Source organism: Amycolatopsis vastitatis (genome assembly GCF_002234595.1).
GTDB classification, from domain to species: Bacteria; Actinomycetota; Actinomycetes; order Mycobacteriales; family Pseudonocardiaceae; genus Amycolatopsis; species Amycolatopsis vastitatis.
Genome location: NZ_NMUL01000039.1, coordinates 90,392 through 114,259, shown reverse-complemented (window position 1 = coordinate 114,259; position 23,868 = coordinate 90,392). Strand labels below are relative to the sequence as shown.

The following is a 23,868-nucleotide window of genomic DNA, read 5'->3' as shown; positions in this document are numbered from 1 at the left end:
GTCACTGATTCTCGCCGCACGTGATTTTCGGCTGCGGGTTGTAGTGGACGGTCCGGGTCGACCGGCTCACCTCGCGACCGGTGGCGGCGTCCTTGAGCACGCGGGTGTCGGTGGTGGTGAAGCCAGGGGCGCCGTTCGAGGCGTGGCAGTTCTCCGCCGGTCCCGGCTTGGGCTGCGGGTCGCTCTGGTTGGTCTGCGCGCCGGGGATCGATTCGACGGTGTAGCGCTTGGTGCCCCACAGCTTCACGGTGATCGACGACGACGTCCAGATCGTCTGGATCGCGATGCCGGAGGGCGAGTCGTTGGTGAACTTGAGGTCGATGACGCTGGCGCCGTCGGGGTTCTGGAACACCGTGGCTTCGCGCGCCGCGGGGTAGCGGCTGATGTAGTAGCTGTGTTCCTTGTGGCCCGCGTCCTTCAGGCCCGCGAAGTACGCCGCGTTGTAGAGCGTGGTCGCGAACTGCGAGATGCCGCCGCCGACCTCGCGCCCCGGGGCGCCGTCCTTGATCACGCCCGCTTCGACGTAGCCCTGCGCCTTGCCGCGCGGGCCGGTGAACCCGTTGAGGCTGAAGGTTTCCCCCGGCTTGACGATGGCGCCGTTCACCTTCTGCGCGACGACGCGGATGTTGACCCCGGACTCGGGGGCGAAGCCGCCGGTGGTGAACTCGCCGACGACCTCCTTGACGCCCAGCTGGTTCGCCTGGTCGGTGGTGACCTTCGCCGGGCTGTCCTTGTAGATCGCGGCGACCTCGCGGCCGTCGGTCTTCTTCAGCACGTCGGGCAGCGGCTTGAGGCTCGGGTCCCAGTCGATCGTCCGGCCGTCGGTGGACGGGTCGACCGCGGGCTTGCCGCCCTCGAAGACGGTGGTCGCGTCCTTGCCCGCCTTTTCGGTGGACTTCAGCTGCGGCCCGGCGGCTTCGGCGATCTTGGCGTTGTCGATCTTCGGGGTCAGGCCGCCGCCGTCGGCGGGCTCGAAGGTGATCGCCGCGGCGATCGCGTCCGGCTTCACGGTGGCGTTCTTGCCTTCGCCCTTGACCACGAGCGGGCCCGAGACGGCGGGGCGCGCGAACTGCTCCAGCGCGGCCTGGACGCCTTCGGGGGTGGTGCGGACCGGCGTGCTCGTCACCGGCAGCGCCAGGGTTTCCCCGCGCGCCCACTTCTCGATCACGGCGGCGGTCGCCCCCGGCACGTCGAGCTTCTGCCCGGCCTTCGGCGGCACGGCGACCGGCTCGGCGCCGTCGAACTTCACAGTGCCCTCGACCGGGTCGCGGTCGACCTGGCCGCGCAGCGACTCCAGCGCGGCGGCGAGCTTGGCGTCCTCGGCGTGGCTGACGACGCCGACCTCGCGGCTGGAGAACAGCGAAGAAAGGCGCGTGAACGGGTTGAGCGGCTGCTCGCCGGCCTGGTCCAGGGTCTGCGGCCAGTCCAGGCGCAGCCCGGCGAACGTCGGCGACAGCGTGCCCTGGACGTCGCCCGCGGTCACGGCGAGGGGACGGGTGAGCCGCGGCTCGATCTTCCCGCGCAGCTCCTGCTCGGCGGCGTCGCGGTCCATCCCGCCGACGTCGACCCCGGCCACGGTCACACCGCGCGGAACGCTGCCCTGGCTCACCAGCAGGTCGATCCCGTAGAGCGCGACGAGGAGACCGAACAGCCCGCCCGCGATCCAGCCGGCCTTGCGCAGGTTCCGGCGCCGCGGGGGCGTGGCTTCCGGTTCCGGCCGGACGACCGGGAGGACGTCCGTCTGCTCACCGTGGGAATCGGGCCAGCGCGGTTCGTACGGCAACTCTCCACCCCTTCGACGCGGCGCCGTTCGCGCCCGTGACGGGCCTCAGCGTACGGGGCACCCGGACAAGCCGTACGACTCGCCCTAACGGGGGATAAACCGGTCACAGATCGATTAACCGGCGTCGGGTTCCGGGTTGTGGCCGGCGCGGGACAGGAAGTCGAAGTCGCAGCCCTCGTCGGCCTGGGTGATGTGCTCGCTGTAGAGCGCGCCGTAACCGCGTTCGAACCGCGGCGCGGGCGCGGTCCATTCGGAACGCCGCCGCGAAAGCTCCTCATCGGACACTTCCAGCCGCAGCACGCGCGAGGGGACGTCGAGGGTGATCAGGTCGCCGTCGCGGACCAGCGCGAGCGGGCCGCCGACGTGCGACTCGGGGGCCACGTGCAGCACGCAGGCGCCGTAGCTGGTGCCGCTCATCCGCGCGTCGGAAATCCGGACCATGTCGCGGACGCCCTGTTCGAGCAGGTGCGCGGGGATCGGCAGCATCCCGTACTCGGGCATGCCGGGGCCGCCGAGCGGGCCGGAACCGCGCAGCACCAGGACCGAGTCCGCGGTGATCGCCGGGTCGTCGATCCGCTTCTTGAGGTCGGGGTAGTTCTCGAACACCACGGCCGGGCCGGTGTGCGTCAGCAGGTGCGGCTCGGCGGCGATGTGCTTGATCACCGCGCCGGACGGCGCCAGGTTGCCGTGCAGCACGGCGACCCCGCCCTCGGCGGCGACCGGCTTCTCCCGCGGCCGGATGACGTCGTCGTTGTGCACCTGCGCCTGGGACAGGTTCTCGCCGAGGGTCCGGCCGGTGACGGTGAGCCGTTCGGTGTGCAGCAGATCGGTCAGCCGCGACAGCAGCCCGGGCAGGCCGCCCGCGTAGTAGAAGTCCTCCATCAGCCAGTCGCCGCCAGGGCGGATGTTCGCCAGCACCGGCACGCGCCGGGCGATCGCGTCGAAGTCCGCGAGCGAGACCGGGATCCCGCTGCGGCCGGCCATCGCGATCAGGTGGATCACGGCGTTGGTCGACCCACCGAGGGCGAGCACGGTGGTGATCGCGTCCGCATAGGCCCGTTTGTCCAGCACCTGCGTGATCGTGAGGTCCTCCCAGACCATGCCGACGATCCGGGCGCCGCTCGCCGCGGCCATCCGGTGGTGCGCCGAGTCGACGGCGGGGATCGACGCCGCGCCCGGCAGGGTCACCCCGAGCACCTCGGCGGCCGACGTCATGGTCGACGCCGTCCCCATCGTCATGCAGTGCCCCGGCGAACGCGCGAGGCCGCGCTCCAGTTCGGACAGTTCGGCGTCGCCGATCAGGCCGGCGCGCTTGTCGTCCCAGTACTTCCACATGTCGGTGCCGCTGCCGAGCACTTCGTTGCGCCAGTGCCCGCGCAGCATCGGCCCGGCCGGGACGAAGATCGCCGGCAGGCCCGCGCTGGCCGCGCCCATCAGCAGGGCCGGCGTGGTCTTGTCGCAGCCGCCCATGAGGACGGCGCCGTCGATCGGGTAGGAGCGGAGGATCTCCTCGGTCTCCATGGCGAGCAGGTTGCGGTAGAGCATCGGCGTCGGCTTCTGGTAGGTCTCCGACAGCGTGGCCACCGGGAACTCCAGCGGGAAGCCGCCTGCCTGCCAGACGCCGCGCTTGACCTGCTCGGCGCGTTCGCGCAGGTGCATGTGGCAGGGGTTGATGTCCGACCAGGTGTTGAGGATGCCGATGACCGGCTTGCCGAGGTGCTCTTCCGGGTTGTAGCCGAGCTGGCGGCTGCGGGCGCGGTGGCTGAAGTTGCGCAGTTCGCCGCCGCCGAACCACCGGTGGCTGCGGAGCTCCTCGGGTCGCTTCATGCGATCCAGTATGGCATCTGATATACGATCTGACGGGCCTGGTTGAATGGGACCACAGATCGAGGGAGCGCGCTATGACCGGGACGTTCAGCCTGCCCGCCTCCCGGACCGAAGTGGTCCTGGAGGAGATCCGCCGCGGCATCCTGACCCGGGAGCTCCTCCCCGGTCAACCGCTGGTCGAGGCCGAGCTGGCCGCGCGGCTCGGGGTGTCGAAGACGCCGGTGCGCGAAGCGCTGAAGGTGCTGTCCAACTCCGGGCTGGTCACCTTCAGCCCGTACAAGGGCGCATCCGTGGTCAAGGTCGACGCCGAGCTCGCGAAGTCCGTCTACGACGTGCGGATGGTGCTCGAGCCGGAGGCCGTCCGGCGGACGGTCGGGCGGCACGACCCCGAGCTGCTCGAAGACGCGGCGGAGGCGCTGAAGGAGGCGTCCTCGGCGATCGCGGACAAGGACCAGGCCGCGCTGAGCCTGCTGAACCGCCGGTTCCACCGCGCCCTCTACCGCGGCTGCGGCAACCCGCTCATGGTCACCATCCTCGACGACCTCAAGGACCGCGCGGCCTTGATCAGCGTCGTCGGCTGGGAGGCCAACCCGAGCTGGAAGAAGGAGTGGAACGAGCACAAGGCGGTCCTCGCGGCGGCCAAGAAGGGTGACGCCGACGGCGCGGCCACGCTGCTGCGCGACCACATCGGCGGGTTCCTGGAACGGGTCCTCAAGGCCATCGGATGAGGCTGCTGCTCGTCTCGGACACGCACCTGCCCGCGCGCGCCCGCGAGCTGCCGTCGCAGGTGTGGGCCGAGGTCGAGGCCGCGGACGTCGTCGTGCACGCCGGCGACTGGATCGACGTCGCCCTGCTCGACGAGCTGGAGGAGCGCAGCAAGCGGCTGATCGGCGTGTACGGCAACAACGACGGCCCGGCGCTGCGGGCGCGGCTGCCGGAGATCGCGCGGGCCGACCTCGACGGTGTCCGCCTGGCCGTGATCCACGAGACCGGCGCCAAGCAGGGCCGCGAGCAGCGGTGCGATGCGCTGTTCCCGGACACCGACGTGCTGGTCTTCGGGCACAGCCACATCCCGTGGGACACGACGACCCCGGCCGGGATGCGGCTGCTCAACCCGGGTTCGCCGACCGACCGGCGGCGCCAGCCGTACTGCACCTACCAGACCGCGTCGATTTCCCACGGCCGGTTGACGGACGTCGAGCTGCGTCGACTGCCCCGCAGGGGGTAGACAGGGCGTATGGATCCGGCATGGGCTTTGCGGGAGATCGCGTTCCAGCTCGAACGCGCGGGTGAACCGACCTATCGCGTCCGCGCGTTCCGCAACGCGGCCGCGACGGTCGACAAGGCCGGTGTCGAGAAGCTCTCTCAAATGGCCGCCAACGGCACGCTGACGTCGTTGCCGGGGATCGGCAAGGCCACCGCCGGGGTCATCGAGGACGTGCTCGCCGGGCGCGACCCGGCGTACCGGGCGAAGATCGTCGAGAAGAAGCTCCCGGACGGCGAGCCGCTGCGGTCGGCGTTGCGCGGCGACTGCCACACGCATTCCGACTGGTCCGACGGCGGCAGCCCGATCGGCGAGATGGCCGTCGCGGGCCGGGACCTCGGGCACGAGTGGATGGTGCTGACCGACCACTCGCCGCGGCTGACCGTCGCGAACGGGCTCTCGGCCGACCGGCTGCGCATGCAGATGCAGGTCGTGGCGAAGGCCAACGAACTCATGGCGCCCTTCCGGCTGCTGCACGGCATCGAGGTCGACATCCTCGACGACGGCTCCCTCGACCAGGAAGAGGAGCTGCTGGGCCAGCTGGACTTCGTCGTCGCGAGCGTGCACTCGAAGCTGCGGATGCCGGCTCGCGACATGACCCGGCGGATGGTGACGGCGGTCCGGAACCCGCACGTGCGGGTGCTGGGGCACTGCACCGGACGGCTGGTCGTCGGCCGCGGCCGACCCGAGTCGGAGTTCGACGCCGAAGCGGTGTTCACCGCCTGCCGCGAGAACGGCGTCGCGGTGGAGATCAACTCCCGCCCGGAACGGCTCGACCCGCCGATGCGCCTGCTGCGCCTGGCCGCGGAGATCGGCTGCGACTTCGCCATCGACAGCGACGCGCACGCGCCGGGGCAGCTCGACTGGCAGCCCTACGGGTGCGAGCGCGCGGTCAAGGCCGGGATCGGGCCGGAGCGCATCCTCAACACCCGCACGGCGGATGCGCTCCTGACCCGGTGAACCTCAGTTGATCGTGTACGAGTCCCCGTAGACCTGCCACTTCAGCGGGGTGTGCAGGTCGAAGTTGCCTTCGTTGAGGAACTTCAGCTGCTCGGTGTCGACGCGGGAGGTGTCGGCGTGCGCCTCCTCCTGCTTCATGATGACCTTCCGGGCGGCGAAGAACGCCTTGAGGTAGGTCGCCTCGTCGCCGCCCTGGGCCGGCGTCTTCGCCTTCTTCATCGCGGCCTTGCGGATGCCGCCGAAGCTGTCGGAGCTGTCGCCGGGGCCGTGCATCACGATGGCGTCGTAGTAGGCGAACTGGCCGAGGTTGCTGAGGCCGTCCGACTTCCCCTGGTTCACCGAGGGGTTGAAGTAGACGCGGTCGCGCTCGTTGTTCTGGGCGGTCTGGAACGCGCTGGTGGCCGCGGCCTGCTTCCACGCGTTGACGAACGGCGTGCCGAGCCCGGCGTGCGAGTCGGTGCCGTTCACCTTCCGCAGCGCGGGCAGGAACTTCGCCAGCGGGTTGTCGGGGACGGAGTTCGTGTACGCCTCGACGAGTTCGAGCATGTCGCCGGTGCCGGAACAGAAACCGATGATGCCGGCGGTGTAGCCGCGCCCGTCGCCGATGTCTTCGATGTACTTGTACTGCGCTTTCCAGTCCAGCGACGAGTTTTCCGCGCTGGAGACCAGCTTCATCGCGATTTCCTTCTTCGCGGGGGCCGAAAGGTCGCCGACCGCGAGCACGGACGCGGCGGCCACGGGCGCCGGGGCCGCCGAGGAGAACGTGGGTGTGGTGATCACGAGGGCCGCGACGGAGGCGGCGCCGAGCGTGCCGATGAGGACCGGCCGCAACTTCTTGCTCATGGGGAGTAAACCCTTTCCGCGGGATGCGCCGTCGATGCACGGCGGGTACGGGCAAATCGGGTGGAGCTGCGGCGTAGCGACACGGTAGCGAAGAGTCAGCGAGCTTCACAAGAGGGGGAAGTCGTTCATGTTCGTGAACGGTCCAGACCACCGCGACGAGTCCGCAAAGGACGGTCAGCGGATCCCGGCGAAGAGGCGGATGACGTCGGGCAGCACGGTCACCGGGATCGTCGGGTCGATCGCGCGCTGCACGCCGAGCCCGATGCCGAGGCTGAGCAGCGCCGTCGCGGCGTCATCGGGCGACATCGGGAGCGTGATCCCGAACCGCTGCGCGTACCCGGTGAGCAGGCCGGCGATCGTGTCGCGGATGGCCTTGTCCCGCGCGGCCAGTTCGGCACGCACGTGCGGGTCGCGCCGGGCGTTCGTGGCGAACTCGACCTCCAGCGCGGTCCACGCCTCGTCGCCGATGCTGCGCTCGGCCCAGGTCTGGAACGCCGTGAGCAGCCCGTCCACGCCCTCGGCGCCGACCAGCGCCTCGGCGATCAGCGCGACCTGCTCGTCGTGGATGCGGTCGAGCACCGCCAGGCAGAGTTCGTCCTTGTTGCGGAAGTTCGAGTACACCGCGCCCTTCGAGTACCCGGCCTCGTCGGCCACCTTCTCCAGCGACGTCACCGAGTAGCCGTCGCGCAGGAACAGCAGCTTCGCGGTCTCGATCAGCTGCTCGCGAGTGCGCGCTTGGCTTTCCGCGCGGGTGAGTCGGGCCATGGGGGCACTCTAGCGAACCGTGGAATCGGGGTACCAACAGTATTGAGATACTGCTAGTCTCCGAAAATGGAACTCCGCCGCACTGAAGAACAACGCGACTTCGCAGTCCTCGTCATCGGTGCGGGGGCGTCGGGGCTGGGCGCCGCCATCCGCTTGGGCCAAGCCGGGATCGGGGACCTCGCCGTGCTCGAGAAGGCCGGCGAGCTCGGCGGGACCTGGCGCGACAACACCTACCCCGGCTGCGCCTGCGACGTCCCGTCCGCGCTGTACTCCTACTCGTTCGCGCCCAATCCGGAATGGACGCGCGCGTTCGCCGGCCAAGCCGAGATCCGCGCCTACCTGCGGGAAACGGCCGCACGGTTCGGTGTCACCGAGAAGATCCGGTACGGCGTCGAGGTGACGCGCGCGCAGTGGAACGAGCGCGACGCACGCTGGGAGCTGGAGACGTCGCAAGGGCCCTACAGCACGCGGGTGCTGGTCGCCGGCACCGGGCCGTGGCACGAGCCGCTGATCCCGGACCTGCCCGGACTCGGCGGTTTCCCCGGCGAAGTGTTCCACTCGGCGCGCTGGAACCACGGCTACGACCTGACCGGCCAACGGGTCGCGGTGATCGGCAGCGGCGCGTCCGCGGTGCAGTTCGTCCCCGAGATCGTGCCGCGCGTGGGACGGCTGCACCTGTTCCAGCGCACCGCGCAGTGGGTCCTGCCGAAACCGGACCACCCCGTCCCCGGCGTGGAACGGCTGCTGCTGCGGCGGTTCCCGGCCCTGCAGCGGGCGTTGCGCCGTGCCGAATACGGCGCGATGGAGACGCTCGGCTTCGGGTTCCGACACCCGTGGCTGCTGCGGCAGGTGCAGAAGATCGGGCTGGCCCACCTGCGCCTGACCGTGCGGGATCCCGCGCTGCGGGCGGCTTTGACGCCGGACTACACGCTCGGCTGCAAGCGCCTGCTGATGTCGAACACGTACTACCGCGCGCTGACTAAGTCCACTGTGGACGTCCACCCGACGGCGGTGCGGGCGATCGAGGGGAACCGGGTGCTGGGCGCGGACGGTTCGGCGGCCGAGGTCGACGCGATCATCTTCGGCACCGGCTTCCACATCCTCGACATGCCGGTGTCGGCGCGCGTGTTCGACGCGGAGGGCCGCAGCCTCGACGACCACTGGAAGGGCAGCCCGCAGGCGTTCGCGGGGACGACGGTCGCCGGGTTCCCCAACCTCTACCTGCTGCTCGGGCCCAGCCTCGGCACCGGGCATTCGTCGGCGTTCATGATCCTCGAGGCGCAGCTGAAGCACACGGTGGCCGCGGTGACCCGGACGCTGCGCGCGGACCGGACGTCGCTGGCGGTCCGTCCCGAGGTGCAGGAGGCGTTCAACGCCGAAGTCCAGGCCGCGCTGCCGGGCACGGTCTACCAGTCCGGCGGCTGTTCCAGCTACTACACCGACGTCAACGGCCGCAACAGCTTCAGCTGGCCGTTCTCCACCGGGCGGCTGCGGTCACGGGTCGGTTCGTTCGACGAGGCGGACTACGAGATCACAGCGTCGTGAAGCGGATGCCCGCCTTGGTGAGGCGGTCCACGAGCGCGTCGCCCATCGCGGTCGCCGTGGTCACCTGGCCCGCCGTCTCCGGGAGTTCGTCCGTCGCGAGGCAGAGCGCGGACTCCGCCAGCATCTTCGCCGTCTCGTCGTAGCCCGGGTCGCCGCCGGACACCTCCGTCACGACCCGCTCACCGCCGCCTTCGCCGACGAACCGCACCGAGAACCACGACCGGGCGCGCCGCTCGGGGCTCGGGCCGCTGCCGGGGGCCAGCCGCCGGGAGAGCGCCCGCCGGGCCGGCGGGATCTGCGCCGCGGCGAGCAGGGCACCCGCCCCGGCGACGCCGCCCGCGAGCACCGGCAGGTGCTTGACCGCGGCGAAGTGCCGGTAGGTGAAGTCGGGCCCGTACCGCTCGGACGCGGCCGCCGACCGGCGGACGATCTCGGGGTCGATCGTCGGCAGCGGCACCGCCCACCAGCCGGCGTCGGCGACCCGGTGCGGGCGCCCGAGCGGGGCGCGCGTGAGCCGCCCGGCCGGCCGCGGCTCGGCGGCTGCCCGTTCCTTCGCCACGCGGGCCCCGGCCGGCAGCCGCGACATGATGGTCAGCGCGCTGAGCACCGTGCCACCGGAGGGCATCCCGCTCGCCCGGACGTAGCCGTCGACCTGCAGGGGCACGCCTTCCGGCAGCTGCCGCACGGTGAACCACGCGCCGAGGTCGTGCGGGATGGAGTCGAACCCGCACGCGTGCACCAGCCGCGCCCCCGTCTCGCGGGCGCGCCGGTCGTGCGCCAGGTACATCCGGTCGACGAACTCGGGTTCGCCGGTGAGGTCGACGTAGTCGGTGCCCGCTTCGGCGCACGCCGCCACCAGCGGTTCGCCGTGGTCCAGGTACGGGCCGACGGTGGTGATCACCACCTTCGTGGCCTCGGCGACGGTCCGCAGCGACGCCGCGTCGCCGGAGTCGGCGACGAGCAGGTCGAGCGAGGAGAACCGGTCGTCGACCTCCGCGAGCCGCGTCCGGACGGCCTCGAGCTTGCCGCGGTTGCGCCCGGCCAGCGCCCAGCGCAGGTCCGCGGGCGCGTGCCGGGCCAGGTACCCGGCCGTCAGGCCGCCGGTGAAGCCGGTGGCGCCGAACAGGACCACGTCGTACGCGCGCATGTCTTCTCCTCCGGGACGTCGAGCTCAGGTTACCCGCCGGTCACTTCCTCGCGCCGGGTGGAATTCCGGCGGGTACAGTGCCCCCTCGAACGCGAGGAGGCACCCGTGACCGAACGCTTCGGCAGCTATCAGAACGAGCTCTACCTGCAGGGACTCGGTGGTCAGCTGCCGCCGTGCTCGACCGACGCGACGAAGCTCGAAGCGTCGGCCCGCGAGGTCATGGCGCCCGGGCCGTTCTCCTACGTCGCGGGCGCGGCGGGCTCCGGCGCCACCGCCCGCGCCAACCGCGAGGCGTTCGACCGCTGGCGCGTCGTGCCCCGCATGCTGACCGGCGCCACCGACCGCGACCTGGCCACGACGGTGCTCGGCACCCGGCTGCCCGCACCGGTGGCCGTCGCGCCGGTCGGCGTCCAGTCGATCGTCCACCCGGACGCCGAGTCCGCGACCGCCCGCGCCGCCGCGTCGCTCGGGCTGCCGTTCATCCTTTCGACGGCGTCGTCCACGGGCATCGAGGACGTCGCGGCGGCCAACGGCGACGGCCCGCGCTGGTTCCAGCTGTACTGGCCCGGCGACAACGACGTCTGCGCGAGCCTGCTGACGCGGGCGAAGAACGCCGGCTACACCGCGCTGGTCGTCACCCTCGACACGTGGACGCTGGCGTGGCGACCGTCCGATCTGGACCAGGCGTACCTGCCGTTCCTGAAGGGCGAAGGCTGTGCCGTCCCGTTCACCGACCCGGTGTTCCGCGGCCTGCTGGAGAAGACGCCGGAAGAGGACCCGAACATGGCGATCCTGCGGTGGATCGGCATGCTCACCGGCACCGACCGGACGTGGGACCAGCTGCCGTTCCTGCGTGAGCACTGGGACGGCCCGATCGCGCTGAAGGGCATCCAGCACGTCGAGGACGCGCGCCGCGCGGTCGAAGCGGGCGTGGACGGCATCGTGGTTTCGAACCACGGCGGCCGCCAGGTCGACGGCGCGATCGGCGCCCTGGAGGCCCTCCCGGGCATCGTCGCGGCGGTCGGCGACCGGCTGGAGGTGCTGTTCGACTCGGGTATCCGCACCGGCGCGGACGTGCTGAAGGCGCTGGCGCTGGGCGCGCGGGCGGTGCTGGTCGGCCGCCCGTGGGTGTACGGCCTGGCCCACGCGGGCGAGGACGGCGTGCGTCACGTCCTGCGCAGCTTGCTGGCGGACTTCGACCTGACCATGGGGCTTTCCGGCCACCGCGCACTCGCCGATCTGGGGCCGGACTCGCTGCAGCGAAGCTGAGATAACGAAACGGGAAACTGCGCGACAGTGCCGGAGCGGGCCGCTAATGTTCGGGTCCCATCGCGGGCCGTCGGGGCGGCCTGCTCCCATTTGCTTTCCTGTAGGGGGTTCTCCATGTCTTCGATCATGTTGCGGATCGGCATCCTGTTCACGGTGCTCGGCTTCGGCTCGTTGATCCTCGAGCAGTTCGACTACGAGTTCACGCTGATTTCCTGGGCGAGCGACATGCAGCCCGTCTTCGGCATCGTGCTCGGCCTGGTCGGCGTCGCGCTGATCGGCGGTTCGGTCGCGATGAGCCGCGCGAAGGCCGCGCCGCAGCAGGCCCCGGTCCAGCCGCCGCAGCAGCCCGGCCAGGCCGGCTGAGCCCGAACGCCCCAATGTGGCGTTGGTTGCGTCCAACGCACCGAACGCCACATTGGGTGCGCTGGACGCACCGAACGCCACATTGGGGCGCTTGAGCAGGTGCGCCCGGTCACGTAGCGGGGATATTCGGAGGCCCGGGTCGTCACGCACGGCTATCCTTGGCCCAAGTATGTCCGAGCCATCTCTCTTCCACGCGCTGCGTGCGCGCCTGCCCGAGCTGATGCCGCGCGACGAGCAGCGGCTGCGCCGCCGGCTCGAAGGCGCCCGCAAAGCCCGCGACCGCGATGCCGCCCTCGCGCAGATCTCCGCCGACATCGACAAGGCCGAGCTGCGGGTCCAGTCGCGGCGCGCAAGCGTGCCCAAGATCGAGTACCCCGAAGAGCTGCCGGTCAGCAAGCTCAAGGACGAGATCGGCGCGGCGATCGAGAAGCACCAGGTCGTGATCGTCGCGGGCGAGACCGGCTCGGGCAAGACCACCCAGCTGCCGAAGATCTGCCTGGAGCTCGGGCGCGGCATCCGCGGCCAGATCGGGCACACGCAGCCGCGGCGGCTGGCCGCGCGCACGGTCGCCGACCGGATCGCGAGCGAGCTGAAGACCGAGCTCGGCGAGACCGTCGGCTACAAGGTGCGGTTCACCGACCAGTCCGGGCAGGACACGCTGGTCAAGCTGATGACCGACGGCATCCTGCTGGCCGAGATCCAGACCGACCGGTCGCTGCGCCAGTACGACACGCTGATCATCGACGAGGCCCACGAGCGCAGCCTCAACATCGACTTCATCCTCGGCTACCTCAAGCAGCTGCTGCCGCGCCGTCCCGACCTCAAGGTCATCATCACCTCGGCGACGATCGATCCCGAGCGGTTCTCGAAGCACTTCGACGACGCGCCGATCGTCGAGGTTTCCGGCCGGACCTACCCGGTCGAGACGCGCTACCGGCCGCTCGTCGACCCCGACGATCCCGGAGGCTCCGGGGACGCTGACGAGCGGGACCAGACGCAGGGCATCCTCGACGCCGTCGAGGAGCTGTGCGCCGAAGGCCCCGGCGACATCCTGGTTTTCCTTTCCGGCGAACGCGAGATCCGCGACACCGCGGACGTGCTCAACCGCGCGAACCTGCGGAACACCGAGGTCCTCCCGCTGTACGCGCGGCTGTCGGCGGCCGACCAGCACCGGGTGTTCCAGTCGCACGCCGGCCGCCGCGTGGTGCTCGCGACGAACGTCGCCGAGACGTCGCTGACCGTGCCGGGCATCAAGTACGTGGTCGACCCGGGCACCGCGCGGATCTCGCGCTACAGCCACCGGACCAAGGTGCAGCGGCTGCCGATCGAAGCGGTGTCGCAGGCTTCGGCGAACCAGCGCAAGGGCCGCTGCGGCCGGACGTCGGACGGCATCTGCATCCGCCTCTATTCCGAAGAGGACTTCGAGGCGCGGCCCGAGTTCACCGACCCCGAAATCCTGCGGACGAACCTGGCGTCGGTCATCCTGCAGATGACGTCGCTGGGCCTCGGCGACATCGCGGCGTTCCCGTTCGTCGAGCCGCCGGACCGCCGCCAGGTCGCCGACGGCGTCGGCCTGCTGCAGGAGCTGGGCGCGTTCGCCCCGGGCGGTTCCGGTTCCGACCGCAGCCTGACCGACATCGGCCGCAAGCTCGCGCAGCTGCCCGTCGACCCGCGGATGGGCCGGATGGTCCTGGAGGCGGCGCGCAACGGGTGCGTCCGCGAGGTGATGATCATCGCCGCCGCACTGTCCATTCAGGACCCTCGCGAGCGGCCGGCCGAGAAGCAGCAGGCGGCGGACGCCCAGCACGCGCGGTTCGCCGACCCGACGTCGGACTTCCTCGCCTACCTGAACCTCTGGGAGTACGTCTCGGAGCAGCAGAAGGCGTTGTCCGGCAACCAGTTCCGGCGCATGTGCCGCACCGAGTACCTGAACTACCTGCGGCTGCGCGAATGGCAGGACATCTTCAGCCAGCTGCGTCAGCTGGCGAAGCCGCTCGGGATCTCCCTGAACACGAACACGGCCCCGGCCGACCCGCAGCGCGTGCACACGTCGCTGATCGCCGGGCTGCTCTCGCACATCGGGCTCAAGGACCCCGCGAAGGGCGACTACCTGGGTGCGCGTGGCGCCCGGTTCGGCGTGTTCCCGGGGTCGGCGCTGTTCAAGAAGCAGCCGCGCTGGGTGATGTCGGCGGAGCTGGTCGAGACGTCGAGGCTGTGGGCGCGGGTCAACGCGCGCATCGAACCCGAGTGGGTCGAGCCGCTGGCCGAGCACGTCGTGAAGCGTTCGTATTCCGAGCCGCACTGGGAACGCAAGCAGGGTGCGGTGATGGCCACGGAGAAGGTGACGCTGTACGGCGTCCCGCTGGTCGCCGACCGCCGCGTCAACTACGGCCGGATCGACCCGGAGATGTCGCGGGCGCTGTTCATCCGGCACGCGCTGGTCGAGGGCGATTGGCAGACGCGCCACCACTTCTTCGCCGAGAACCGTGCCCTGCTGGAAGAGGTCGAGGACCTCGAGAACCGCGCGCGGCGGCGAGACATCCTGGTCGACGACCAGACGCTGTACGAGTTCTACGACGCGCGGGTCCCGGCGGACGTCGTGTCGGTGCGCCACTTCGACAGCTGGTGGAAGAAGGCGCGGCACACGGATCCGGACCTGCTCTCGTTCGAGAAGTCCATGCTCATCAACGAGACCGCGGGCAGTGTCCGCGAGTCGGACTACCCGGACTCGTGGACTCAGGGCACGCAGGTCTTCAAGCTGACCTACCAGTTCGAGCCGGGCGCGGACGCCGACGGCGTCACGGTCCACGTCCCGCTGCCGGTGCTGAACCAGGTGACGCCGGACGGGTTCGACTGGCAGGTGCCGGGGCTGCGCCCGGAGCTGGTCACGCAGCTGATCAAGTCGCTGCCGAAGGCGTTGCGCCGCAACTTCGTCCCGGCGCCGGACACGGCCCGGGACGTCCTTTCGCGAGTGTCCCCTTCGGACGGTCCGCTGCTGGAGGTGCTCGGCCGCGAGCTGCGTGCGCTGCGCGGGATCACTGTCCCTTATGCGGATTGGGACCCGGCTTCGGTGCCGGAGCACCTGAAGATGACGTTCCGCGTGGTCGACGAACGCGGCAAGCGCGTCGCCGAGGGCAAGGACGTCGCGGAGCTGCAGCGGCGGCTGGCCCCGAAGGTCCGGGAGACGATCTCGAAGGCGGCCAACACCCTGGAGAAGGCGGGCCTCACGAAGCCGTCGTTCGGGTCGCTGCCGCAGGTTTTCTCGTCCCACCAGCGAGGTCACGACGTCAAGGCGTACCCGGCGTTGGTGGACGAGGGTGCGACCGTGGCGGTGCGGCTTTTGGACACGCCGGCCCAGCAGGAACACGCGATGTGGGCGGGCACCCGGCGGATGCTGCGGCTGAACCTGAACTCGCCGATGAAGTTCATCACGCGGTCGCTGTCCAACTCGTCGAAGCTGGTGCTGAACCGCAACCCGCACGGCAGCGTGGCGGCGTTGCTGGAGGACTGCGTCGACTGCGCGGTGGACGCCCTGATGACGTCCGGCGGCGGGCCGGTGTGGGACGAGACCGGCTTCAAGGTGCTGCTGGAGAAGGTCCGGGCGGGCCTGCACTCGCAGGTCCTCGAAGTCCTGACGGACGTGGAGAAGATCCTCCGCGCGGCGAACGACGTCGAGGTGGCGTTGCCTTCGTCCCGTGGTCCCGCGGAGTCGCTGGCCGACATCCGCGCCCAGCTGGCGGGCCTGGTGTACCCCGGTTTCGTGACGGCGACCGGCGCTTCGCGGCTGCGCAACGTGGTGCGCTACCTCCAGGGCATTTCGCGCCGGCTGGAGAAGCTGGTTTCGGAGCCGACCCGCGACCTGCAGCGGACGGCGGACATCGCGTGGATCCAGGGCGAGTACGCCGACGCGCTGGCTTCGTTGCCGCCGGGAACGTCGTCACCGGCGTTGGACGAGGTGCGGTGGATGATCGAAGAGCTGCGGGTGTCGTTCTTCGCCCAGACGTTGGGGACGGCGCACCCGGTGTCGCTGAAGCGGATCACGAAGGCCATCGACGACGCGGTGGCCTAGCCTCCCTGCCTGAAGGTCACGGACCGGCCGCGACGCCGGGAATGTCCGGCTCACGACTTCCGTCGGTTGACCGCGTTCCTTCGCCGGACAAGCCTGTGTCGGCTGGAGACCTTCCTGGGAGAGGACTTTCCGATGTCCTTGGGTGTTTCGTCCGCCAGACGGAGAATCGTCGCCGCCTGCACCGCGCTCCTCTTACCGCTCGCGGTCGTCCTCGCGCCGGCCGCCCATGCCGCGCCACTGCCCGTGGATCCGCACCACGGCAAGCACAAGATCGCCCGGCTGGCGCAGGAGCCGCGGCACGACGTGCCGAACCCGCTGCTCAAGGAGCAGTTCGCCGACGAGGAAGAGGAGGACGGCGACGATCCCGCGCTGTCCGCGCTCTGCCAGACCTACATCGGCAAGCCCAACCCCTACCGGCCGCTCGCGCCGAACACCGACGTCATCGACGGCGACACCATCGTGCCCACCGGCAGCCAGACCGGGTGCAGCACCGCCCAGAACGAAACCACCATCGCCGTCAACCCGGAGAACCCGCGCAACATCGTCGCCGGGGCGAACGACTACCGGCTCTACAACACGCGCGAAGCCCGCAACGACTCCGGCGGCTTCGCCTACACCTCGTTCGACGGCGGCCGCACCTGGGCGAACGTTCAGCTGCCGCACCTCGACTTCCCCACCGGGGCGGCCGCGCCACTGTCCTACATGGACGCCGCCGGCGACCCGGCCATCGCCTTCGGGCCGCACAACACGGTGTATTACGCGACGCTCGTCTTCAGCCGCGCGGCCGTGCCGGACGACCAGCAGCTCGCCAGCGGCATCGCCGTCTCCGTGTCCCACGACGGCGGCCGCAGCTTCGGCGACCCGGCGATCCTGCACCTCGACGGCGTCACGCCGGCGGGCACGGCGACCCCCACCAACATCTTCAACGACAAGGAGTGGATCGCCGCCGACCCCGTCTCCGGCGACGTCTACGTGACCTGGACGCAGTTCACCTACGACTCGACCGGCGCGTTCACCGAGTCGCCGATCGTGCTGTCGAAGTCCCGCGACTTCGGCCGGACGTGGTCGCCGATGCGCCGGGTTTCGCCGTCGCTGACCGGGTTCCACGGCGGGATCACGCCGTTCGGCAGCGGCTCCAACCCGGTCGTCACCCGCGACGGGACGCTGCAGGTCGCCTACGAGACGTCGGTGTGCGCGACGGCCGCGTGCGACCAGCCGTCCGACCACGACGCGGTCGTCGTGGCCACCTCCCGTGACGGCGGCCGGACCTTCCGGCACACCGAGGTGGGGCTCGACTTCGACTTCCCGGTCGACGAAGACGTCGCCAACAACGCGCTGACCGGCGAGAACTTCCGGATCAACAGCTTCCCGCAGCTGACCTACGACCGGGTGACCGACCACCTGTGGGTGACCTGGGCCGACGACCGCAACGGCACCTACCGTGACGGCGAGTCGGTCAAGACGAACGGCGACGCCTTCCTGAGCGGGTCCGACGGGCGGCACGGCTGGTCGGAGCCGGTCAAGATCGGCACGGGCGCCGACGAGGTGTTCCCCGCGGTCGCGGCGCTGGCCGGGCGGGTCGCGGTCACCTTCTACACCCGCGCCTACGACCCGGGCGGCATCGGGCTCGACTACGCCTACGCCACCGGCTGGGGCGACGGTTTGTCCCCGATCCGCCGCATCACGACGCAGACGGCGAACCCGCAGGTGCAGTTCGTCTCGACCGGCGCGGTGACCGGCAAGGAACTGCAGGGCGTGTTCATCGGCGACTACACGGCCGCGGCCGTCGGCGCCGACTTCCGGCTGCACCCGGTCTGGACCGACTTCCGCGGCAACCCGGGCCGGACGTTGCCGAACCAGGACGTCGGGACGCAGAGCCTGCCGATGTTCCCGTAGGGACGGCGTCCGGGAATCCCCAACACAGACGAAAACGCGCGAGAAGCTCAGATATCCGTTGGATAACCGTGAGTAACGTCCTCGGCATTCCGGTCGACTCGAAATTCAAGGAAGGGTAAACGGCCGAGGGGCGCGAACATGCGGTCGCTGCGTTCACTCACGGTGGGGGTGGGAGGCGGGAGAACTCCCGCGGCACTGGTGGAGGCCGGGGTCGTGACGGCCCTCGTCGTGCTCGCGTTGTGGCAGTTCGACCGCTGGGACGGCGTCCCGCTCGGCTCGCCGGCCCGGGACGCGGGTGCGGTGCTGGCGCTGGCCGCCGCCGGGGTCGCGACGGCGGCGGCGGTGGTCGCCGCTCTCGGCCCGGCGGAGGCCGGGCGCCGCAGGCAGGCTGCGGTCGGCCACCGGAGGCCGTTCGGGACCGGCCGCCGGAACCATGGCGTGGCTGGGCGCGGGAACCCGGCGGAGCCCGGCCGCCGGAATCCGGCGGAGGCCAGGCGCGGGAATCCGGCGGAGGCGGTGCTCCGCAACCCGGCGGAGGCCGGGAGCCGGAAGCCCGCCGAAGCCGACCACCAAAGATCAGCCGCGACCGGCCGCCGTAACCCTGCCGAGATCGGCCGTGGGAAGCCGACCCGAGCCGGGTACCGGCGGCTGGCCGCCCCGCTGGGGTTCTACGGCCTGGTGGTGATCCCGGCCGGGGTCGTCGGCGCGGCCGGCCCGGGCATGACGATCGTGCGGTTCGCGGCCGGCTGCTTCTTCCTCGTGCTGGCCGCGACCGCGCTGCCGGTGTCGACGCGCCTGCGCCGTCCCTTCGCCCTCGCTGGGTCGCTGCTCGCGGCCGGTACCGTCGTCGCGCTCTCCCAGGGCGCCCCGGAGGCCGCGCACGTGATCGTCGTCGGCGGGTGGTGGGTGGTCGCGGCCGGGTTCGTGGCCGCCGGCACCGCCCGCGCCGAGCCGGCGACCTGGCGGATCGGGATCGGCCTGTCCCTGGTCGCGCTCGCCCACCTCGAGGCGTTCACCGGCGTCCCGGAGTTCCCGTCTTCCCCCGAGCTGGAGCTCGGCGGCCTGCGCCTGCTCGGGCTCGTCGTGGTGCTGGTGGTGCTGGCCCGGCCGGTCGCCGGCGCGCTGCGCGCGGTCCGGGGGGCCGCCGAGCGCGAGCACGAGATCCGCAACGTCCTTTCCGGACTGTCCGGGGTCGGCTACCTGCTGGGGGCCGGCCCGGACACGCTGGACCGCGGCGCGCGGGCCGAGCTCGCGTCCGCGATGCGCGCCGAACTCGAGCGGGTCGGCGAGCTGCTCGGCGGCCTTCCGGACGACCAGGACGGCGACACCCTGCTGCGGCCGGTGCTCACCCGGCTCGTGGCGCTGCGGTGCGCCCGCGGCGAGCGGGTCGAGCTCGACGTGGCGCCGTGCCTGCGGGTGGCCATGCCCGCGCACGCGCTGACCCAGGTGCTGACGAACCTGCTGGCCAACTGCGACCGCCACGCGCCCGGCAGCCGCGTGCGCGTCGCCGCCGCGGCGGACGGTGACCGCGTGACCATCACCGTGGCCGACGACGGGCCCGGCCTGCCGGGCGAAGGCCGGGCGGAACCGGGGATCGGCCTGAACGTGTGCACGCGGCTGCTCGCCGAGCACGGCGGGCACCTGTGGCTGAGCCCGCCCGGCCCGGGCTGCACGGTCGAGGTCCGCCTGCCCGCCGTGGCGGACGTCCCGGCCGCGCGGGGCAGTCCCGTCCGCGTCGGGTTCCCGCAGGTCGTCTGATCATGGTCCGCCGTCCGGTCGTGGTCATCGACGATCACCCCCTCGTCAGCACCGCCCTGGTGGTGGCGTTGCGTGCCGAGCGGATCGACGCCGCGCGGATCCCGGTGACGGACCGGGCCGCGATCCTGGCCGCCGTCGGTGCGCACCCGCCGGGCCTCGCGCTGCTGGACCTCGACCTCGGCGACACGTCCGGGCTGGAACTGATCGGCCCGCTGCGCGACGGTGGCTGGGCGGTGCTGGTCGTCACGGCCTGCCAGGACCGCCGTCCGATCGCCGCGGCGGTCTCCCGCGGCGCGATCGGCTGGGTCGGCAAGCGGGAGCCGTTCGAGCGGCTGGTGGCGGTGGTGGCCGACGCGGCGGCCGGCCGCGAGGTGCTCGCGCCCGCGATCCGCGACGAGCTCGTGCGGCTGCACCAGTCGGCACACCTGCGCCACGAGCAGCTCCGGCGGGGACTCGCCCGGCTGTCCGCCCGCGAGCGGCTGGTGCTCACCCGGCTCGCCGCCGGGCACGCCGCCGCCGACGTCGCCGCGGAGTTCGCGGTCTCGCTGACCACGGTGCGCGCGCAGATCCGGTCCATCCTGGCGAAACTCGACGTCCGCTCGCAGCTGGCCGCGGTCGCGGTGCTCAACGAAGCCGGGCGCGCCGGCCTCGGCTGAGCTCACAAGAGCAGGTCACACAGCGCAGATTACAGAGCGGCTTTCCTCAACTTTGACGATGCGGCCGCGCCCGCCGCGATGGCGCAATGGAAGACCAATCGTGCGGGAGGGGTCCTGCCATGACGCGCTGGATCGTCGCTCAGAGCGTGAAGCTGCGGCTGCTGGTGATCGTCGCCGCCGTCGCGGTGCTGGCGTTCGGCTTCACGCAGCTGCGGGCCGCGTCCCTGGACGCGCTGCCGGAGTTCTCGCCCACCTCGGTCGAGGTGCAGACCGAGGCGCTGGGGCTTTCGGCGGCCGAGATCGAGCAGCTGATCACCGTGCCGCTCGAGGCCGACCTGCTCAACGGTGTCGCGTGGCTCGACACGATCCGGTCGGAGTCGCTGCCCGGGCTGTCCTCGCTGACGCTCGTGTTCGAGCCCGGCACCGACCCGCTGAAGGCGCGCCAGGTCGTGCAGGAGCGCATCACCCAGGCCAAGGCCCTGCCGAACGTGTCGAAGCCGCCGATCATGCTGGAGCCGCTGTCTTCCTCCAGCCGGGTCATGATGATCGGCCTGAGCCCGAAGACGCTTTCGCTGATCGACACGTCCGTGCTCGCCCGGTGGACGATCAAGCCGCGCCTGATGGGCGTGCCCGGCGTCGCGAACGTGTCCATCTGGGGCCAGCGCGACCAGCAGCTGCAGGTCCAGGTCGACCCGAAGCGCCTGGCCGCCTCCGACATCTCGGTCGCGCAGGTGCTGCAGACCGCGGGCAACGCGATGTGGGTTTCGCCGCTGAGCTTCCTCGAAGCGTCCACGCCCGGATCGGGTGGGTTCTTCGACACGGACAACCAGCGGCTCGGCATCCAGCACGTGTCGCCGATCGTCTCGGCCGAGGACCTCGCGAAGGTCACCGTCGAAGACACGCCGAACCGCATCGTCAAGCTCGGCGACGTCACCACCGTCGTCAAGGACCACCAGCCGCTGATCGGTGACGCCGCCGTCCACAGTGGACCCAGCCTCATCCTGGTTGTCGAGAAGTTCCCCGGCGCCGACACCCTTTCCGTCACCCGCGGGCTCGACGAGGCGATCGGCGACCTGGGTCCCGGCCTGCAGGGCGTCGACGTCGACACCGGCGTGTTCCGGCCGGCGGCGTTCCTCTCCTCGGCGATCGGCAACGTCGGCCTGTGGCTGCTGATCGGCGGGATCCTGCTGCTGGCCGTGTTCGCGCTGACGCTGCGCTCGTGGCGGGGCGTGCTCGCCGGCGCGGTCTCGCTCGTGATGTCCCTGGCGGCCGGCTGGCTCGTGCTGAGCCTGTTCACCGCGGCAGTCGCGACGGTCAACCTGCTGACCGTCGCCGGGCTGGTGGCGGCGGCCGGGCTGGTCGTCGACGACGTCCTGACCGGCCTGCGCGAGATCCGGCTCGGCCTCGGCGACGACGGGAAGTCCCGGGCGGAGCTGGTCGTGGAGGCGAGCCTGGCCGCGCGGAACTCGGCGGTCTTCGCGACGGCGATCGCGCTGCTGGCCGCGGTCCCGGTGTTCTTCCTCGACGGCCAGGCCCGCACGTTCTACCTCCCGCTGGTGCTGGCCTACGGCGCCGCCGTGCTGGCGTCGCTGGTGGTCGCGCTGACCCTCACCCCGGTGCTCGGGCTGCTGCTCCTCCGGCCGACGCACCCGCGGGCCGGGCGGGAATCGCGGTTCCTCTCGCGCGCCCTCGGCCACCCCCGCCGGATCCTGGTCGGCGCGCTGGTCGTGGTGGTCGCCGGGATCGGCCTGTTCCCGCTGGTGTCCCGCTCGTTCGTCCCGGCCGCGAAGGACCCGGACGTCCTGGTCCAGTTCAACGGCCCGGCCGGGACCTCGCTGCCGGAGATGAACCGCATCAGCGGACGGGCCGGCGACGAGCTGAAGCGGATCGGCGGCGTGCGGAACGTCGCCGTGCAGGTCGGCCGCGCGGTGCTGGCCGATCAGGTGGTCGGGACGAACTCCAGCCAGCTGTGGCTCACACTCGAACCCGGCGCGGACTACGACGCCACGCTCGCGTCGGTCCGCCGCGCCGTGAGCCGCTATCCCGGCATGAAGAGCGAAGTCCAGACCTACGGCGAGAGCCGCGCGGCGGAGATCCTCGCGACGAGCAGCGACGACGTGACGGTCCGGCTGTACGGCCAGGACGTCGACGTCCTGCACCGCAAGGCCGACGAGGTCCGGGCCATGCTCGCCGGGGTCTCCGGCATCGTCGGCCCGCGGATCGAGACGCAGGACGAGGAACCGACCATGCTCGTCGACGTCGATCTCGCCGCGGCGGCGCGGGTCGGGATCAAGCCGGGTGACGTCCGGCGCGAAGCGGCGACGCTGGTGAACGGCACCGAGGTCGGCAGCCTGTACGAGGGCCAGAAGATCTTCGAGGTCGTCGTGCGCGGCACGCCCGCCACCCGCAGCAGTCTTTCCAGCGTGCGCGACCTCGTGCTCGACACTCCCAGCGGCGGGCACGTGCGGCTCGGCGATGTCGCCAACGTGACCATCGGGTCGAAGCCGACGGTGATCAAGCGCGAGGACGTCTCGCGGCGGATCGACATCACGGCCTCGGTGTCCGGACGGTCGGTGAGCGACGTGTCCGCGGACGTGCGGAACCGGCTCAAGGACGTCCGGTTCCCGCTCGAATACCACGCCGCGCTGCTCGGCGACCACGCGGAAAAGCAGGCCGCGCAAGGCATGCTGCTGGCGGTCGCGATCGCCGCCGCGCTGGGCGTGTTCCTCCTGCTGCAGGCCGCGTTCGCGAGCTGGCGCCTGGCCGGGCTGACGTTCGTCGCGCTGCCGTTCGCGCTCTCCGGCGGGGTGCTGCTGACCGTCCTGGCCGGCGGCGTGCTGTCGCTCGGCTCCCTGGCGGGTCTGCTGCTGGTGCTCGGGGTCGCCGTGCGGGGCACGGTCGCGCTGGTCCGCCGCTACCGGCGCCTGCGTGACGACGGTGCCGGGTTCGGCCCCGGGCTGGTCGTGCGCGGCACGCACGAGGCGCTCGGCGGCGTGGTCGCGACCGCCGTCGCCCTGGCGCTGTTCTTCCTGCCGGTGCTGTTCTTCGGCACCGCGGCGGGGCTGGAGATCGTGCACCCGATGGCGGTGGCCGTGCTCGGCGGGCTGGTCACGTCGACGGTTCTGGTCGCGTTCGTCGTCCCGGCGCTGTACCTGGTCTTCGGCGCCCGGCGCGGGGATCCGATGACGGACACGGCACTGGCCGGGGAAACCGAAGTGTCCACAGTGGATGAGCAAGCCTGAGTCCGCGGAGAGGAGCGAAATGCTTATCAGCAAGCACGTACGGACCGGCGTCGTCGTGATCGCCGCGGGCCTGGCCTTGGCCGGGTGCGCGAAGGCGTCCGGGACGTCGGCCGGTGGGCCGAACGAGGCACCCGCGATGGTCGAGCAGGTCCCCGAGGGCGAAATCCCCGCGGTGACCCTGACTTCCGACGCGGCCGAGCGGATCGGGCTGCAGACCGGCACCGTGCGCGAGGAGAACGTCGACGGCGTCCCGCGCAAGGTCGTGCCCTATGCGGCCCTGCTGTACGACCCGAAGGGCGACGCGTACGTGTACGCGACTTCGGCACCGCTGGTCTTCAAGCGGGCCAAGCTCGTCGTCGACACGATCACCGGCGACCGCGTGGTGCTCGCCGACGGCCCGCCCTCGGGCACGACCGTGGTGACCGTCGGCGCGTCCGAACTGTTCGGCGCCGAAGTCGAAATCGGCGAGTGACGCGGGGAG

The 23,868-nt window shown here is 71.3% G+C and carries 17 protein-coding genes; 12 read left to right on the top strand and 5 right to left on the bottom strand.

Annotated features, from left to right (window positions below):
- Position 1: 1 nt before the first annotated feature.
- Together CF165_RS33350 and araD are read right to left on the bottom strand one after the other, a co-directional pair.
- Positions 2-1,783 carry a VanW family protein gene (locus CF165_RS33350; protein ID WP_093951569.1) on the bottom strand — a complete coding sequence of 594 codons (1,782 nt, stop codon included), beginning with the start codon at positions 1,781-1,783 and terminating at the stop codon, positions 2-4.
- A 114-nt stretch (positions 1,784-1,897) separates the two neighbouring features.
- A complete protein-coding gene (gene araD, locus CF165_RS33345) occupies positions 1,898-3,610 on the bottom strand; it encodes an L-arabinonate dehydratase (protein WP_093951568.1) in 1,713 nt (570 codons plus the stop codon).
- A 74-nt stretch (positions 3,611-3,684) separates the two neighbouring features.
- Here araD and CF165_RS33340 point away from each other — a divergent pair, with 74 nt between their 5' ends.
- From CF165_RS33340 to CF165_RS33330, 3 genes are read left to right on the top strand one after another with little or no spacing between them, the layout of a single operon-like run.
- Complete coding sequence (locus CF165_RS33340) at positions 3,685-4,338, top strand: GntR family transcriptional regulator (protein WP_093951567.1); 654 nt, start codon at positions 3,685-3,687, stop codon at positions 4,336-4,338.
- Positions 4,335-4,838 (top strand): metallophosphoesterase family protein, encoded by a 504-nt coding sequence (locus CF165_RS33335; protein ID WP_093951566.1) that lies wholly within the window; start codon positions 4,335-4,337, stop codon positions 4,836-4,838. The genes CF165_RS33340 and CF165_RS33335 overlap by 4 nt, the downstream gene beginning before the upstream one ends.
- Positions 4,839-4,847: 9 nt before the next feature.
- A complete protein-coding gene (locus CF165_RS33330) occupies positions 4,848-5,834 on the top strand; it encodes a PHP domain-containing protein (RefSeq protein WP_093951565.1) in 987 nt (328 codons plus the stop codon).
- Positions 5,835-5,837: 3 nt separating this feature from the next.
- Here CF165_RS33330 and CF165_RS33325 read toward each other — a convergent pair whose 3' ends face one another.
- Both CF165_RS33325 and CF165_RS33320 read right to left on the bottom strand, forming a co-directional pair.
- Entirely contained in the window at positions 5,838-6,677 is an 840-nt protein-coding gene (locus CF165_RS33325) for a chitosanase (RefSeq protein WP_093951564.1), read from the bottom strand.
- Positions 6,678-6,851: 174 nt separating this feature from the next.
- Entirely contained in the window at positions 6,852-7,442 is a 591-nt protein-coding gene (locus tag CF165_RS33320) for a TetR/AcrR family transcriptional regulator (protein ID WP_093951563.1), read from the bottom strand.
- A gap of 66 nt (positions 7,443-7,508) precedes the next feature.
- Between CF165_RS33320 and CF165_RS33315 the strand changes: the two genes are divergently transcribed.
- Entirely contained in the window at positions 7,509-8,987 is a 1,479-nt protein-coding gene (locus CF165_RS33315) for a flavin-containing monooxygenase (protein ID WP_093951562.1), read from the top strand.
- On the opposite strand, the gene CF165_RS33310 is transcribed toward CF165_RS33315, so the two are convergent.
- Positions 8,974-10,134 carry a saccharopine dehydrogenase family protein gene (locus CF165_RS33310; RefSeq protein ID WP_093951561.1) on the bottom strand — a complete coding sequence of 387 codons (1,161 nt, stop codon included), beginning with the start codon at positions 10,132-10,134 and terminating at the stop codon, positions 8,974-8,976. The two genes, CF165_RS33315 and CF165_RS33310, sit on opposite strands and share 14 nt — an antisense overlap.
- Positions 10,135-10,239: 105 nt before the next feature.
- Here CF165_RS33310 and CF165_RS33305 point away from each other — a divergent pair, with 105 nt between their 5' ends.
- From CF165_RS33305 to CF165_RS33270, 8 genes are all read left to right on the top strand, one after another.
- The gene (locus CF165_RS33305; RefSeq protein WP_093951560.1) at positions 10,240-11,403 is read left to right on the top strand and encodes a lactate 2-monooxygenase; all 1,164 of its coding nucleotides are present in this window, start codon (positions 10,240-10,242) and stop codon (positions 11,401-11,403) included.
- 114 nt (positions 11,404-11,517) lie between these two features.
- Positions 11,518-11,766 carry a hypothetical protein gene (locus tag CF165_RS33300; protein WP_093951559.1) on the top strand — a complete coding sequence of 83 codons (249 nt, stop codon included), beginning with the start codon at positions 11,518-11,520 and terminating at the stop codon, positions 11,764-11,766.
- Positions 11,767-11,935: 169 nt separating this feature from the next.
- Positions 11,936-15,835, top strand: coding sequence for an ATP-dependent RNA helicase HrpA (gene hrpA, locus CF165_RS33295; RefSeq protein ID WP_093951558.1), 3,900 nt, complete (start codon positions 11,936-11,938; stop codon positions 15,833-15,835).
- 132 nt (positions 15,836-15,967) lie between these two features.
- A complete protein-coding gene (locus CF165_RS33290; protein WP_093951557.1) occupies positions 15,968-17,731 on the top strand; it encodes a sialidase family protein in 1,764 nt (587 codons plus the stop codon).
- 213 nt (positions 17,732-17,944) lie between these two features.
- Positions 17,945-19,489 (top strand): sensor histidine kinase, encoded by a 1,545-nt coding sequence (locus CF165_RS33285; protein ID WP_143268720.1) that lies wholly within the window; start codon positions 17,945-17,947, stop codon positions 19,487-19,489.
- A 2-nt stretch (positions 19,490-19,491) separates the two neighbouring features.
- Positions 19,492-20,145 (top strand): response regulator, encoded by a 654-nt coding sequence (locus CF165_RS33280; RefSeq protein ID WP_093951555.1) that lies wholly within the window; start codon positions 19,492-19,494, stop codon positions 20,143-20,145.
- Between the two features lie 119 nt (positions 20,146-20,264).
- Positions 20,265-23,387, top strand: coding sequence for an efflux RND transporter permease subunit (locus tag CF165_RS33275; RefSeq protein ID WP_093951554.1), 3,123 nt, complete (start codon positions 20,265-20,267; stop codon positions 23,385-23,387).
- 19 nt (positions 23,388-23,406) lie between these two features.
- A complete protein-coding gene (locus tag CF165_RS33270) occupies positions 23,407-23,859 on the top strand; it encodes an efflux RND transporter periplasmic adaptor subunit (RefSeq protein WP_093951553.1) in 453 nt (150 codons plus the stop codon).
- The last annotated feature ends 9 nt before the right edge of the window (positions 23,860-23,868 follow it).

What these genes read in the sequence shown, in the direction of transcription:
- araD (WP_093951568.1), bottom strand. Translation starts at nt 3,610, where the DNA reads ATGAAGCGACCCGAGGAGCTCCGCAGCCACCGGTGGTTCGGCGGCGGC.
- CF165_RS33340 (WP_093951567.1), top strand. Translation starts at nt 3,685, where the DNA reads ATGACCGGGACGTTCAGCCTGCCCGCCTCCCGGACCGAAGTGGTCCTG.
- CF165_RS33335 (WP_093951566.1), top strand. Translation starts at nt 4,335, where the DNA reads ATGAGGCTGCTGCTCGTCTCGGACACGCACCTGCCCGCGCGCGCCCGC.
- CF165_RS33330 (WP_093951565.1), top strand. Translation starts at nt 4,848, where the DNA reads ATGGATCCGGCATGGGCTTTGCGGGAGATCGCGTTCCAGCTCGAACGC.
- CF165_RS33325 (WP_093951564.1), bottom strand. Translation starts at nt 6,677, where the DNA reads ATGAGCAAGAAGTTGCGGCCGGTCCTCATCGGCACGCTCGGCGCCGCC.
- CF165_RS33320 (WP_093951563.1), bottom strand. Translation starts at nt 7,442, where the DNA reads ATGGCCCGACTCACCCGCGCGGAAAGCCAAGCGCGCACTCGCGAGCAG.
- CF165_RS33315 (WP_093951562.1), top strand. Translation starts at nt 7,509, where the DNA reads ATGGAACTCCGCCGCACTGAAGAACAACGCGACTTCGCAGTCCTCGTC.
- CF165_RS33310 (WP_093951561.1), bottom strand. Translation starts at nt 10,134, where the DNA reads ATGCGCGCGTACGACGTGGTCCTGTTCGGCGCCACCGGCTTCACCGGC.
- CF165_RS33300 (WP_093951559.1), top strand. Translation starts at nt 11,518, where the DNA reads ATGTCTTCGATCATGTTGCGGATCGGCATCCTGTTCACGGTGCTCGGC.
- hrpA (WP_093951558.1), top strand. Translation starts at nt 11,936, where the DNA reads ATGTCCGAGCCATCTCTCTTCCACGCGCTGCGTGCGCGCCTGCCCGAG.
- CF165_RS33290 (WP_093951557.1), top strand. Translation starts at nt 15,968, where the DNA reads ATGTCCTTGGGTGTTTCGTCCGCCAGACGGAGAATCGTCGCCGCCTGC.
- CF165_RS33280 (WP_093951555.1), top strand. Translation starts at nt 19,492, where the DNA reads ATGGTCCGCCGTCCGGTCGTGGTCATCGACGATCACCCCCTCGTCAGC.
- CF165_RS33275 (WP_093951554.1), top strand. Translation starts at nt 20,265, where the DNA reads ATGACGCGCTGGATCGTCGCTCAGAGCGTGAAGCTGCGGCTGCTGGTG.
- CF165_RS33270 (WP_093951553.1), top strand. Translation starts at nt 23,407, where the DNA reads ATGCTTATCAGCAAGCACGTACGGACCGGCGTCGTCGTGATCGCCGCG.